Source organism: Flavobacterium procerum (assembly GCF_042431625.1).
Lineage (GTDB): Bacteria > Bacteroidota > Bacteroidia > Flavobacteriales > Flavobacteriaceae > Flavobacterium > Flavobacterium procerum.
Genome location: NZ_JBHLYW010000003.1, coordinates 138,142 through 151,866, shown reverse-complemented (window position 1 = coordinate 151,866; position 13,725 = coordinate 138,142). Strand labels below are relative to the sequence as shown.

At 32.6% G+C, this 13,725-nt stretch carries 17 protein-coding genes and 1 tRNA gene; 16 read left to right on the top strand and 2 right to left on the bottom strand.

What is annotated here, in order from left to right:
- Positions 1-19 precede the first annotated feature (19 nt).
- The 5 genes from ACFFLS_RS02850 to ACFFLS_RS02830 all read left to right on the top strand — a co-directional run bounded on the left by ACFFLS_RS02850 (position 20) and on the right by ACFFLS_RS02830 (position 2,501).
- Entirely contained in the window at positions 20-679 is a 660-nt protein-coding gene (locus ACFFLS_RS02850) for a hypothetical protein (RefSeq protein ID WP_379683309.1), read from the top strand.
- Positions 680-740: 61 nt separating this feature from the next.
- Positions 741-1,064: a hypothetical protein gene (locus tag ACFFLS_RS02845; RefSeq protein ID WP_379683310.1), complete on the top strand. Its 324-nt coding sequence runs from the start codon at positions 741-743 to the stop codon at positions 1,062-1,064.
- Positions 1,065-1,090: 26 nt separating this feature from the next.
- Complete coding sequence (locus ACFFLS_RS02840; protein WP_379683311.1) at positions 1,091-1,516, top strand: hypothetical protein; 426 nt, start codon at positions 1,091-1,093, stop codon at positions 1,514-1,516.
- Complete coding sequence (locus ACFFLS_RS02835) at positions 1,497-2,216, top strand: hypothetical protein (RefSeq protein WP_379683312.1); 720 nt, start codon at positions 1,497-1,499, stop codon at positions 2,214-2,216. Before ACFFLS_RS02840 ends, ACFFLS_RS02835 begins: the two co-directional genes overlap by 20 nt.
- A 129-nt stretch (positions 2,217-2,345) precedes the next feature.
- On the top strand, positions 2,346-2,501 hold the full coding sequence (locus tag ACFFLS_RS02830; RefSeq protein ID WP_379683313.1) for a hypothetical protein: 156 nt from the start codon (positions 2,346-2,348) through the stop codon (positions 2,499-2,501).
- Between the two features lie 139 nt (positions 2,502-2,640).
- Here ACFFLS_RS02830 and ACFFLS_RS02825 read toward each other — a convergent pair whose 3' ends face one another.
- Positions 2,641-3,093 (bottom strand): DUF4442 domain-containing protein, encoded by a 453-nt coding sequence (locus ACFFLS_RS02825; RefSeq protein ID WP_379683314.1) that lies wholly within the window; start codon positions 3,091-3,093, stop codon positions 2,641-2,643.
- A gap of 254 nt (positions 3,094-3,347) precedes the next feature.
- Here ACFFLS_RS02825 and ACFFLS_RS02820 point away from each other — a divergent pair, with 254 nt between their 5' ends.
- The 5 genes from ACFFLS_RS02820 to ACFFLS_RS02800 all read left to right on the top strand — a co-directional run bounded on the left by ACFFLS_RS02820 (position 3,348) and on the right by ACFFLS_RS02800 (position 7,680).
- Positions 3,348-3,803: a DUF4870 domain-containing protein gene (locus ACFFLS_RS02820; RefSeq protein WP_379683315.1), complete on the top strand. Its 456-nt coding sequence runs from the start codon at positions 3,348-3,350 to the stop codon at positions 3,801-3,803.
- A 135-nt stretch (positions 3,804-3,938) separates the two neighbouring features.
- A complete protein-coding gene (locus ACFFLS_RS02815) occupies positions 3,939-4,271 on the top strand; it encodes a PadR family transcriptional regulator (RefSeq protein WP_017498072.1) in 333 nt (110 codons plus the stop codon).
- Between the two features lie 3 nt (positions 4,272-4,274).
- Positions 4,275-6,014 carry a PspC domain-containing protein gene (locus ACFFLS_RS02810; RefSeq protein WP_379683316.1) on the top strand — a complete coding sequence of 580 codons (1,740 nt, stop codon included), beginning with the start codon at positions 4,275-4,277 and terminating at the stop codon, positions 6,012-6,014.
- Between the two features lie 12 nt (positions 6,015-6,026).
- A complete protein-coding gene (locus tag ACFFLS_RS02805; RefSeq protein WP_379683317.1) occupies positions 6,027-6,761 on the top strand; it encodes a head GIN domain-containing protein in 735 nt (244 codons plus the stop codon).
- Positions 6,762-6,846: 85 nt separating this feature from the next.
- Positions 6,847-7,680, top strand: a complete 834-nt coding sequence (locus tag ACFFLS_RS02800; RefSeq protein ID WP_379683318.1) for a GIN domain-containing protein — start codon at positions 6,847-6,849, stop codon at positions 7,678-7,680.
- 153 nt (positions 7,681-7,833) lie between these two features.
- Here ACFFLS_RS02800 and trxB read toward each other — a convergent pair whose 3' ends face one another.
- A complete protein-coding gene (trxB, locus tag ACFFLS_RS02795) occupies positions 7,834-8,781 on the bottom strand; it encodes a thioredoxin-disulfide reductase (RefSeq protein WP_379683319.1) in 948 nt (315 codons plus the stop codon).
- Positions 8,782-8,955: 174 nt separating this feature from the next.
- Here trxB and ACFFLS_RS02790 point away from each other — a divergent pair.
- From ACFFLS_RS02790 to ACFFLS_RS02765, 6 genes are all read left to right on the top strand, one after another.
- Positions 8,956-9,030: transfer RNA gene (locus tag ACFFLS_RS02790), tRNA-Pro, on the top strand.
- A gap of 172 nt (positions 9,031-9,202) precedes the next feature.
- On the top strand, positions 9,203-9,802 hold the full coding sequence (locus ACFFLS_RS02785; protein WP_379683320.1) for a CDP-alcohol phosphatidyltransferase family protein: 600 nt from the start codon (positions 9,203-9,205) through the stop codon (positions 9,800-9,802).
- A gap of 7 nt (positions 9,803-9,809) precedes the next feature.
- Positions 9,810-10,649, top strand: a complete 840-nt coding sequence (locus ACFFLS_RS02780) for a phosphatidate cytidylyltransferase (protein ID WP_379683321.1) — start codon at positions 9,810-9,812, stop codon at positions 10,647-10,649.
- Between the two features lies 1 nt (position 10,650).
- On the top strand, positions 10,651-11,697 hold the full coding sequence (locus tag ACFFLS_RS02775; protein ID WP_379683322.1) for a patatin-like phospholipase family protein: 1,047 nt from the start codon (positions 10,651-10,653) through the stop codon (positions 11,695-11,697).
- Positions 11,694-12,446: an SDR family NAD(P)-dependent oxidoreductase gene (locus ACFFLS_RS02770; RefSeq protein ID WP_379683323.1), complete on the top strand. Its 753-nt coding sequence runs from the start codon at positions 11,694-11,696 to the stop codon at positions 12,444-12,446. The genes ACFFLS_RS02775 and ACFFLS_RS02770 overlap by 4 nt, the downstream gene beginning before the upstream one ends.
- On the top strand, positions 12,439-13,719 hold the full coding sequence (locus ACFFLS_RS02765) for a dual specificity protein phosphatase family protein (protein WP_379683324.1): 1,281 nt from the start codon (positions 12,439-12,441) through the stop codon (positions 13,717-13,719). The genes ACFFLS_RS02770 and ACFFLS_RS02765 overlap by 8 nt, the downstream gene beginning before the upstream one ends.
- Positions 13,720-13,725 lie beyond the last annotated feature (6 nt).

Below are 13,725 nucleotides of genomic sequence, written 5' to 3'. Positions count from 1 at the left end.
TTAGAAACTATTATAAAATATGAAGAAAATCTACATTGTTCTACTTATTGTTTGGGCATTTTTTACAAGCTGCGAAGATAAAACTGCTTCACTGCAATTTGAAAAAGACGTGATGTATGAAGTTTATCCTGCACTTATTGACACTGTTTGGGTTAATGCCTCTCGGCGTTATGTTCCGCCTCCGCCACCAGGAATTGATCCTTCGGAATATAAATTGAATAGAATAAAGGAATCTAATGAGCGATTCAATAAAGAATTGGCAGAATTTAAAGAAAAGAAGTTTCCTGTTGATCTAGTTTTCCTCGATAAAGCGGTTAGAAAAGATAATTCTAAGGAACTTCAAAAACATTTTAAAGATGCTGCGATTTTAGAAAATAGTGCAGATACGTTAGAATATAGATTCGACCGGAAGAAACTTGATTCGTACAAAGCCTTTCATCTTAGGTACGTTGCCAGAATACCAAAAGGAAATGATAGGCTTTATTACAATGAATGTTGTTATTCTATAAGAGGAATTCTAAGTTTCAGTCGAATTCAATTTGATTCAGATAAAAAATATGGAGTACTCACAACGGGAGTTTATTGTGGTGCGATGTGCGATTTCGGCTATCGAATCTTCATCAAAAAAGTAAACAATAAGTGGGTTGTTGATAAAATAGAGGAAGCATGGAGTGCATAAATGGCATTGATTTTGAAAAGAAGAAAATTCAACATTTTAATACACTTTCAAAACTTAATCTATGACCCCAAATCCTTTGTTCTTACTTGTTTCGCCTTTAATTTCTCAATTGTTTTTTGGACAAAAGTCAATTGCCGAAAGAATACGGTTGAAATTTTACCAAATAAGCCTAATCAATTTTACCCTTCAATTGCTGTGTTCTTTTTGGACTTTGAATATCGTTTCAGATCGGTTAAAAAATGCAGAAGGAATCATCAAATGCGGAATGCCATTGGTTGGAATAATCCTTTTTGAAATACTTTTAATGATTCTTTTATTGATCATAATTTCAATTCAATATTCAATAAAGAGATATTACATTCGTAAAGCAATCATTCACAAATAATTTTACCTAACCGCTAACTTCCAAAAATGAAAAAACTAAATTTTCTAATGCTATTCCTCCTAGCATTTCTATTTACAAGCTGTGATCCTGCTCAAAGCCTCTTTTTTGTAAACAAAGAAAAAGGAAATGCTAAAGTAAAATTAATTTTAAATTCGAAAGTCATAAATGAGGAATTGGATAAAATAAAAACGGGTGATTCAATTGTTTTTCATTTGAAACCTGCAGGCACAGAAGAAAGTGACGTACAAATTTATTTTGGAATGGGGACTTGGAGAGATTCTGAAATTATTGAGGTCGCAAAATCAATAAAAAGTATTGAAATTGAGAACGATGACAATTTAATTGTTTATAAATCTGAAAAAACAATAACTAAACTGCTTTTACAAAATCAAGAAGGTCTTATTTGGAAAACTACTATAAACATAAATATCGATGACAATTTATTACATTAAAACAAAAACAATACTTTTCTTTTCGGTTGCAGTGCTTTTCTGTTGCAACTTATCTGCACAGTTTGCTGTAATATCAGACCCTGATGGTTATGCAAACATTAGAAGCGAGGCAAAGAAAGGCAATAATATTTCGGATCGATTAAACAATGGGTCTCCAGTATATTGTTATGACAGTTATGACTCCGCAAATAATTGGATTGGTATTGATTACACAAAGAACAATAAAGATTTAGGTGGTTATGTCTATAAAGACAGGGTTAAATATGTATCAGAATTCAGTAAGATTCCTTCAATTAAAGAAACTACTGAAAAAGTTATTTTTCAAAAAGATAATTTGAACATTACTATAGAAAGTAAAAATTTTGATCCCAAAACAGCCAAATTAGGTTATTTAAAAAATGACAAATCTATTCTTGAAAAAATTAACGGAAAGCAAGTTTGGGGAAGAGATGGAACTATTCCGCGAAAAACCTATAAATTGATAGCAGTCACAATAGGCAGTAAAACAATAGAAATTCCTAAAAATGCTTTTGACGATTTGTTTGAACCCAGCTTTTTTAATACTGAAATAAATTATGACAAAAAGGAGGATATTCTCTATATATCCGCAATGAATGGAGACGGTGCAGGAGGTTATGTAATTCTTTGGATTATTGAAAAAGGAAAATATAAAGAAAGACAAATTACACGTGGCTTTTAATTTCAGATTCCCTTTTTGAACATCCCACTTTTACAAAAACATTAACAACGAACCTATTCTAACAAGAGTAAAATCATATTATATTTGACTCATTAATAACAACAATCTCAACCCTTAAAAAACAAAAAAATGACTAAAGTAATTACTTTCCTTACATTGGCTTTATTTACAATTGGAGTTAGCGCACAGGATATTAAAACTGCTAAAAAAGACAAAGCTCAAAAGGAAGCTGCTTGCAAAAAATCAAACAAGAAAGACAAAAAATCTTGTTGTTCTAAAAAGTAAGAATAAATCATAAACTAAAAGGCTTCGAACAATTCGAAGCCTTTTTTTATGTTTTTTCGCCACAAATTTCACTAATTTAAACTAATTACTTAGCATTTAAAATTTGTGCTAATTCGTAGAATTCGTGGCATCCAAAAGTCTATTTCACTCGAATACTCCATTCAAAATCCATTTCAGAAACCTGAATACCTTCTTCATTTGTTCCTATTGATTTCATCCAGAAAGTTTGCCCCTCGCCTGTTTCTATTGTTTTTTTGATGGCATCTGCAATTAGATGCCCATCGTTGCAGACAAAAGTAATTCGGCCCGTTGCTTTTTTAGTGAAGTTTCCTTTATTATTCGCCACCAACATTGATATTTTTCGTCCGCTCTGTTGAATTTGAGAAATCACTAAAGCACCAGTCGTCAATTCTGCCGCCATTGCCTGAACCGCAAAATACATCGAATTAAAGGGATTTTGATTAATCCATCTATGTTTTACTGTAACCTTACAACTGGTTTCGTCTATTGCCTTTACACGTACCCCGCAGATGAAGGCTGAAGGCAGTTTGAAAAAGACGAATTTATTGAATTTTGATACCGAAAGTGCCATATGATTTTATTTTTTAGTAAAAATACAAAAAAACTATGCATGCACAATAAATATTTTTTTAAGACATAAAACTCCAATAAACACTGACACTTTTAATGATTTTCAATAGTTTAAGTAGTTTTTCAACAAATGCTATTTGTTAATTTTTTGTTAATATTTGGTACTATGCAAAACAAGATACTGTCTTTTGAACATATATTTGCATAAGAAAATACTATATACTTTTAATCATGGAAAAATCAACACCACTCATCATGGAAAAAACATCAGAAAAGAACACTGCGGCGTTCACACATTTAAGTACATTAAGCCAATATTTTATTCCGTTCGGAAATTATATTTTCCCAATCATCATTTGGTCAAGCTATAAAGACAAATCTGAATTTGCTAGCCACCACGGAAAACAGGCTTTAAATTTTCAATTAAGCTTATTGCTTTACACTTTGATTCTCGCATTAATTGCAATTCCGATTTTTATTGGAATACTTTTTCAAAATATTCCTTTAGAAGCGATTATTAATGACGAAGATTTCATCATCAGGAATTTAAATTTAGAAGGCAACATTGGTCTTTTAAGTGTCGGAATTACAGCTGTCGTACTTTTCGGATTATTAAAAATTGTTGAATTCTTTTTAGTGATATATGCTTCGATAAAAGCATCAAACGGAGAATATTACAAGTACCCGCTTACGATTCCTTTTATAAAGTAATCCTTAAAAAGGTTAAAAGTTATATGTTATACGAGTTAATTCTCAAAGAATAAATTCGGAACAATCATCAATCATCAATCAAATCATCATCAATCAAAAAACGAATTGTTCAATCAAAAAAAATGAAATGAAATTATGAACATTGAAAACACAAAAGCACAGATGCGCAAAGGTGTTCTTGAGTTTTGCATCTTATCTGTATTAAAAGAAAAAGATGCCTACACATCAGAAATATTAGACACTTTAAAAAACGCGAAATTACTAGTTGTTGAGGGAACTGTATATCCGTTATTAACTAGGCTGAAAAACGACGGCTTATTAAATTATCGCTGGGAAGAATCTACTTCCGGCCCGCCGCGAAAATATTATGGATTAACCGAAATAGGACAAACATTTTTAAACGAACTTAGCGGTACTTGGACAGAATTATCTGATGCCGTAAAACTAATCACCAATCAAAATCAATAAGTCATGAACAAAACAGTAAATATTAACTTAGGCGGTATGTCTTTTCACATTGATGAAGATGCTTACTTAAAACTTACGCGATATTTTGACGCTATAAAACGCTCTCTTAACAACTCATCTGGTCAGGATGAAATTTTGAAAGATATCGAAATGCGCTTTTCTGAATTATTAACAGAAAAACAAAAAAGCGAAAAACATGTTGTGGGACTGAAAGACATTGACGAAGTGATTGCGGTTATGGGACAGCCGGAAGATTATAGAATTGATGACGAAGAAAACACTAATCAATCTTATGATTATGGAACTAGAAAGCATAAAAAATTATACCGTGACAAAGAAAAAGGTTTAATTGGTGGTGTTGCATCTGGTTTGGGACATTATTTTGGAATTGATGCTGTATGGATTAAAATCTTATTCTTAATCTTTGTTTTTGCAGGTTTCGGAACTGGAATTTTAGTTTATTTCGTTCTTTGGATTGTAACTCCTGAGGCAGTTACCACTTCTGAGAAACTAGAAATGACGGGGGAACCCGTTACCATTTCGAACATCGAAAAAAAAGTTCGCGAGGAAATAGACTCATTGTCTGAGAAATTCAAAAATGCAGATTATGACAAAATGGGAAATCAGGTAAAGTCTGGAGCTGAGAGAATCAGCAGTTCTTTTGGAGATTTTGTAATGACTATTTTTAAAATATTTGCAAAATTCCTTGGAATCATTTTAATCATGTCTGGCCTTTCAACTTTAATTCTGTTAATAATTGGCGTTTTTACCTTGGGTACTAATGTATTTATTGATTTTCCTTGGCAGAATTTTATCGAATTAGGTTATTTTACAGAATATCCAATCTGGTCATTTGGCTTGTTGATGCTTTTTGCAATCGGGATTCCTTTTTTCTTCTTAACTCTTTTAGGATTTAAATTGTTGTCTCCAAACTTAAAATCAATCGGAAATATTACAAAATACACGCTTTTGGCAGTTTGGATCATCGCCATTGCAATCATGATCAGTATCTTTATCAAACAAGCAACAGAAATTTCACACGAAAATAAAGCGGTAGAGAGAAAATCAATTGCCATTACGCCAAAAGATACGTTGTTTGTAAAATTCAGATACAGCGATTATTATGCAAAAAGCTTGAATCATCGTACAACATTTAAATTTGTTCAGGATTCGGCAGGAAACAATGTAATTTATTCAACAGATGTAAGCCTGCACGTACTTCGTACAGACGAACCAGCACCATATCTGCAGATAGAAAAAAGTGCCAACGGTAATTCGTTTACCAACGCTAAAAAAAGAGCAGAAAAAATTGATTTTAAGTATCAGATTACAGGAAATCGTTTAATTTTGGATAATTATTTTCTGACAGATGTTAAAAATAAATTCAGAGGACAAGAAGTAGACATATATCTATATTTACCAGAAGGACAACTATTTAAACCAGACGCTTCGATAAAAAAATACGATGATTCTGAAAATGATTTCTTTAACTTACACCATAGTGGTGATTATAATTATAAGCTACAAGGTTCGAAAATCAAATGTTTAAACTGCCCTTCAGATGAAAATGAGTATAACGACATTGAATACAATGAAGAATACGAGAACGAGATAAACACCACTGAGAATGATACCGTAAAAGAGCTTTCTATTAAAATAAACGGGAAAGAAGTTATAAACGGTAAAAAAACAAAAGGAAGATTAACCACAGATAAAAACGGAGTTATAATCAAAATCAACTAACAACCAAAAGCCATGATAAAAATAATCATTCAGATTACACAGTATATTATTGTTACGATTACTGCTTTATTATTTGCTTCTTGCAATTACAACTTTAATGCCATAGAAGGAAGCGGTAATGTTACGAAAGAGAAAAGAATTGTTCAAGGCGATTTCAAAAATGTCAAAGTGAGCAATGCAATTGATGTAGTTATTGAACAATCAGATTCTACAGAAATAACAGTTGAAGCAGACGATAATCTTCAAAATGAAATTATCACTAAAGTAGAAAACGGAACACTTAAAATTGAATGCAAATTCAGTTCTTTCAGAAATATTACAATGAAAAAGGTAACCGTTAAAATGCCTGTTATTGAAAAATTGGATGCTTCAAGCGCTTCGACTATTACAACTAAAAATGTGATTCAGGGAGAAAACATCAGTCTTGAAACTTCGAGTGCAGCTACAATGGACGTAAATATTGAGTCTGATAATATTTCTTTGGATTCGTCAAGCGGAAGTTCTATAAATATTGAAGGAAAAGCTTTAAGAACAAAATCATCTGCATCGAGCGGCGCCAATATTAATGCCGAAAAACTTCTTGCTAATGATGTAGATGCCGAAGTTTCTAGCGGCGGAAGTGTTAATGTGCATGCTATTGTAAGCTTAAAAGCAGAAGCTTCTAGCGGCGGAAGCGTTAACTATAGCGGTTCTCCTAAAACAATAGAAAAATCTGCAAAATCTGGCGGAAGCGTCAGCAAAGATTAAAGCAATTTATCTGTTAAATATAAACGAAATCATTCATCAAAAGTGGATGATTTTTTTATATTTGTCCAAATCAAATCTAGAATTAATGAAAAAAAGTACAGCGCTGCTCCTATTATTATTTGTTACGACATTGACATTCGCTCAAAAAAGGGAAAAAATTAAAGGTTCTAAAATTGTAACTACTTCTATTAAAGAAGTCGGAAATTTTGATGCCATTGAAGTGGATGACAACTTAGAAGTTTATTTAGAACGCGGAGAGAAAAACGAAATTAAGATTGAAGCCGATGATAATCTACACGATATTATCGGAATGGATTTGAGAGAAAAAACCCTTCGACTTTATACTAATAAGGAATCTAACATTTATAAAAAACTGGCGGTACGTGTTACTTACACTAGTTCTCTAAACAAAGTTATTACCAAAAACGAGGCTATCGTTTATGCGATTCAGGAATTGCAATTAGACAATATTACTTTTAATTGTGTTGATTATTCTAAATTGTTTCTGAACGCAAATGCAAAAAAATTCAGCTTAATAGCAGATGACAAAAGCAAAACCGAATTGAATTTAAAAACAGAAGACGGAAGTCTGCAATTGAGCAAAAATTCTTCTGTAAAAACATTGGTTTCGGCTATTAAGTTCAAATGTGATTTGTATCAAAAAGCAAATGCTGCCATTGAAGGAATTGCCGAGAAAGCTACTATTCGTTTAGATAACAATTCTACTTTTACTGGAACAAAATTTACTTTGAAAGATGCTATCGTAACTGCTGAAAATTCTTCGACAGGAACCATTTTTGCAGAACTTACGCTTTCTATTGCTGTTGGTGACAAATCGGAAATTTCAATTTTAGGAAATCCAAAAATCGAACTAACTCGTTTTTCTGAAGAGGCGAAGTTGTTTAAGAAACTTAAATAAGCTTTTTTGTTTCAGGTTTCAGGTTTCAGGTTGACAAATCAGAACTTATATAAAAGAGAAATCCCAGTTCATGCTTGAAACTGGGATTTTTTATTTGGTTTTTTAGGTTTTCCAATAACTTGAAACAAAAGAAAACCTGAAACTTGAAACTAATTATTCTTTAGATGCTAAATATCTTTCAGCATCCAAAGCTGCCATACATCCAGTACCAGCAGCTGTAATTGCCTGACGGTACACGTGGTCTGCTGCGTCTCCGGCTACAAAAACACCCGGTACATTTGTAAAAGATGTTCCTGGAGTATTAACGATATATCCCGTTTCGTCAAGAGTGATATAATCTTTGAAGATATCTGTATTTGGTTTGTGACCGATAGCCACGAAGAAACCTGTCGCTGGAATTTCGATTGTTTCTCCAGTTGTTTTATTTAATGCTTTAATGGCATGAACCACTTGATTGTCTCCTACAACTTCAACTGTATCGTGATTCATTAAAATCTCGATATTTTCAGTTTTGCGAACGCGTTCTTCCATAATTTTAGAAGCTCTAAATTTTTCGCTTCTAACCAACATCGTTACTTTTTTACACAGTTTAGATAAGTAATGTGCTTCTTCGCAAGCAGAATCACCAGCTCCAACGATTACGACATCTTGGTTTCTGTAAAAGAATCCGTCGCATACAGCGCAGGCAGAAACCCCACCACCCATATTTAAATAATGCTGTTCTGATGGCAAACCTAAATATTTTGCCGATGCTCCTGTAGAAATAATAACCGTTTCACAGTGCAATTCGATAGAATCGTTTATCCAAACTTTATGGATATCTCCCGAAAAATCAACTTTTGTAGCCCAGCCATCACGAATATCTGCTCCAAAACGTTTTGCTTGTTCTTGCAACTGAATCATCATTTCTGGCCCAGTAACTCCATCAACATAACCTGGAAAGTTTTCTACTTCATTAGTTGTAGTCAATTGCCCGCCCGGTTGCATTCCTTGATATAATACTGGATTCATATTTGCTCTGGCAGCATAAATCGCTGCAGTATAACCCGCAGGACCAGAGCCTATAATAAGACATTTAATTTTTTCAATTGTATCTGACATAATAATAGTATTTTTGAGTTGCAAATGTAAACTTTATTATAAAAAACTAGGTCTAAAATAAATCCTAAATAACTATGTCCAAATAAGTTTTATTTATTTTCATTTTTTCCTTTTACGAATCAAATTTATTTATATCTTTGCATCCGCTTTCGGGCAGTATTACAAATACATCTTCGGGGTGTAGCGTAGCCCGGTTATCGCGCCTGCTTTGGGAGCAGGAGGCCGCAGGTTCGAATCCTGCCACCCCGACTAAAGTCTTTTCATTTTTTTTGGAAAGACTTTTTTTTTGCACTAAACTCAAAATTGATTGAACGGTTATTACTACTTACAATTAAGTTTCTTTTGCAATCAAAATCAAAATGCATCTCTAATTAAGCAGGTTTTTTTATTACATTTGTTTTTGTACAAAATATCTGCTTAAATGATTTCTATATACACCATCAAACCTCAGTTTCAAAAACTTCTTTCGCCAATTCTCGCTTTTTTACATAAAAAAAATATCAGCCCTAATCAGATTACTATCGGTTCTTGTGTTTTATCTCTATTAATCGGAGTCTTGTTTTGGCATTCAGATTTCAATACTTTATTTTTTTTATTCCTTCCGATTGGTTTGTTGCTGCGTATGGCGTTGAATGCCTTAGACGGGATGATGGCTAAAAAATACAATCTCACCAGCAATACAGGAGAAATGTTAAACGAAATGGGAGATATTGTTTCTGATTTATTTATATTTTTTCCGTTGCTAAAATTTGAGCCGCAAGCTTTGTATCTAGTCGTATTGTTTATTGCATTAAGCGTTATTAATGAATTCGCTGGTGTTATGGGCAAAGCCATTAAAGGAGAAAGAAGATACGACGGTCCGATGGGAAAAAGCGATAGAGCTTTGCTGCTTGGAGTTTATGGCATTTTAAAATTTTGTTCCGTTGATTTTTCTGATTATTCAATTTGGATTTTTACTGTTGTTATTTTGTTGTTGCTTATCAGTACTTATGTTCGAATCAAAAAAACACTAAAAGCCTAAAAAAACAATGAATCAAGAAAATCTCAACACAAGCAAATACGCAGATGTTCCTATTAGAATCAGGAGCTGGGCAGTAATTATCGTAATATTCTTTGCAGCAGTACTACATCCAGTTTTGATGGCTTTATTTGTTTGCTTTTTATCCTTTTGTGGTATAAAGGAGTTTTTGTCTATGTTTAATGTTTACAGCAAAAAAACTGCTTTTCTTCTTTTTTTGTTTTTGATTCCAGAATACTTCATTCTGTTCAAAAAAAACTATTTTGATTTTATACTTTTCAATAGTCTTTTTCCAATTTTATTTGGCGCTTATCATGTTTTTATAAAAAACAAAATATCAAAAAAGAAAGGATTGCTTGTTATTGCAGGTTTGTTTTTATGCACTTTTTCAATAGGGCATTTGATATTTATCTATAATTTCAATTTTCCTTTTTCCAACCTAATCGGAATACATCTTTTACTACTTCTTGTTGTTCCAACCGAATTAAATGATGTTTTTCAATATCTGACAGGAAAAGCATTCGGAAAAAGAAAAATCTCTCCTGTCATAAGTCCAAACAAAACCTTAGAAGGCTTTTTAGGAGGCTTAATTTTAACCACACTTTTAGTCAATCTTTTGGGTTTGTTTTTATTGCCTGACGAAAACTTCGTTTTATACACTATACTCGGAATACTAATCGCTATTTTAGGATTTTTGGGAGATTTATTTATGTCTTTCGTTAAAAGAACTGCTGTCGTAAAAGATACTGGAAACCTCATTCCCGGACATGGTGGACTATTAGACAGAATAGACAGCCTCATGTTTATTACGCCAATATATTTTTGGCTAATTCTTTATTGTTTTTTGTAGTATGCCAAATAGCAATACGAAACACAAAAGAGTAATTGTTTTTTCTGGCGGAGGAACTCGTTTTGCAATGTATTGTGGCATGTTTGCCGCATTTGAAGATAAAGGTCTTGCCCCCGATTTGATTATCGGTGTTTGTGGAGGCTCTATCGCAACCACGATTATAAATGCATTTCAGACCAATATTGAAAGAAAAAACTACCTGCAATCGAGAGAGTTATTTCAATTTATTCAGAATACAAAATTAACAAAAGAGAAGAAGCTAAATCGTATTGGATGGTATTCTTTAAAGAAGATTTATTCTAAAAAACGAGCTCCTTTTATCGAAAATGTTTTTGATAAATACTTGGTCGATATGCCTCAGGATTTGAGTCTTGAGCTTCCTTCTCTTTCCTCAAAATTCGGAAAAAACATACCTTGTATCATCATTGGATCAGAAATATTATTTGAACTTTCTGAATGCGGAAAAAAGAGAAAGGATAAAAAACTTTACAAAAAAATCTTGTTTACGGATCCAGCGACGGCTCAAAAAATCGACTTAAATAAAATTGAAATTCAGTCAGATAATTACAAATCAAGTGCTATTGATTCTTCAATCGGCATTTTTACCGATGTTCCCATGCAGCAAGCTATGAGGATTTCAATTTCAGATATGTTTTATGTGCAGCCTGTTGCTTATCAAAATCATTATTATGCAGGAGGTGCTCTCGATTTAACTCCGATAGAATTGGCGGCAGAGATTGCAGATACTGTTATTTTCGAAAAGAAAAACAAATACACTAAAGTAGAAGCATCTCTTGTACGAGCCGTTTTGGGTTTTAGCGGCAATGAACGTCTTGATGAGATTGAAAAAACACATACTATCCACTATTTAATTAATACAACAGACGCAACCCAAAGTCTGAAAGGACATTATTGTCAGAAAAAAATTGACTGGAAAAAATTTGAAATAAAGATAGAATCGCCCGATTCCTACAAACAATTTGTAAAAGATATGCAAATACAATGGCAGTACGGATATGATAAAGCATTAACACAATTACAAAAATGAAAATATTTATAACGGGAGGCACAACAGGAATCGGACTGGCTATCGCTGTTCAATATTTAGAGGCGGGACATGAAGTCGGAATCTGTGGACGTAATATCCAGAAAGTTGATTTAGACAAAAACTATCCTTTGCTAAAAAAATACCAACTCGATGTTTATGACAAAAATGCTCTTAAAGAAGCTGTTTCTGATTTTGCCAATCAAAATCTAGACATTATGATTGCTTCTGCTGGTAATTATTCTGATAGCGCACTGAACCAACTTTCTTATGCCGAAAGCACAGAAATGCTGAAATGTAATATCGTTGGTGCAGTCAACACTTTAGAAGTAAGCAGAGAAATAATGCATCTTAATAACAAAGGACATATTGCTGTTATTGCATCTGTTTCGGGATTGCTGGATTATCCGAAGGCAACCATCTATAGTAAAACCAAAAGAGCCTTAATTCAGATATCCGATGCTTACAGACGAGCTTTAGAAGATTTTGGAATACACGTTACAGTTATAGCGCCCGGTTATGTTAATTCTCCAAGATTAAGAGAACTCAACAATGACGATTTATCAAAAAAACCTTTTGTTGTCGATTGCCAGTATGCCGCATCTATAATTATAAAAGGAATTGAAGAAAAGAAAAATCTCGTTGTTTTTCCTCCTAAAATGAAATACCTAATTGGATTTCTTTCTATTCTACCTGCCCGATTGTTAACTTTTATAATGCTGAAAAGAGTAAAGCATCAAAAAAATGGATAAGAAAGTTTCTATGACCAAAAGGTTTTCGCTTCTTCTGCTTAGTTATACATTATTTTTGATAATATATAACAGTAGCGCTTGGTATGCTTTGCATTTTGAAAAATCAGATTCGTTTGTATTTAGTTTTGAAAAATACATTCCGTTTATTTCCTTGATGATTATTCCATACATGACTAGCGGACTGTTTTTTACTCTGGTATTTTTCTTTTGCTCTTCTGAAAAAGATTTAATGCTTCTAACAAAGCGATTAAACTTTACCACTATAGTATCGGGATTGTTCTTTTTTCTTTTTCCGCTCAAATATTCCTTTTTCAAACCAGATTCCGATTTCGGTATTTTAAATCATTTTTATCAATTCCTTGTCACTTGGGATAGCAATTACAATCAAGCACCATCTTTACATATTGGATATGCTTGTATTTTTTGGTCCGTCATAAATAAAGAATTCAAATCTGGATGGAAAACGATAGTCAAAGTCTGGATTTTATTATTAGGCATTTCGACTCTTACGGTTTATCAGCATCATTTTATTGATATTATTACCGCACTTCTCCTTTCGTGCGTGACGTTTTTTGTTTTCCCAGAAAATAAAGAAAGAAATTACCGTATCGGAATAGTGTACTTTTTTACGAGTCTTTTATTTTTGCTTGGAGCAGCATTATCAGTAGAGTCCGAAATAATCTACGGTATTTTATCTTTATGGATTTCTATTGTTCTTTTTTTAATTGGCAATGCTTATAGCAATTCGAATTCACAATTTTTAAAAAAGAAAGACGGAAGCATAAACATTCTAAACAAAATTGTTTTTTTCCCTTATCTCATTACCTACAAAATAATATGGCTTTATTTTAGAAAAAAATCAGAACATTTTGCTTCCGAAATCCTGCCACAAGTTTATTTGGGAGCCAGATTAAAGTCTAACCAAGCAACTAATTTTATAGATGCAAAAACCTATGTGATTGATTTATGCGCAGAAACGGAAGAAAATAAATACGTTCGAGAAAACGCCAATTATTTTTCATTTCCTTTTTTAGACATTGGATCTATAAAAAGAGAAGAACAGCAAATCGTTTTAAATATATTATCATCTCTTTACGAAACCATAAAACCCGATGAAAAAATATTTATTCATTGTTTGATGGGCTATTCGCGAAGTGTATTTTTCACCACTTTGTTCGTAAAAAACCAATTGAATATCGAAATCGACGAAGCTATAACTATTGTTACCCAAAAACATTCACAATCTATATTTCCTAAATATTTATTAGACTAATTTAAA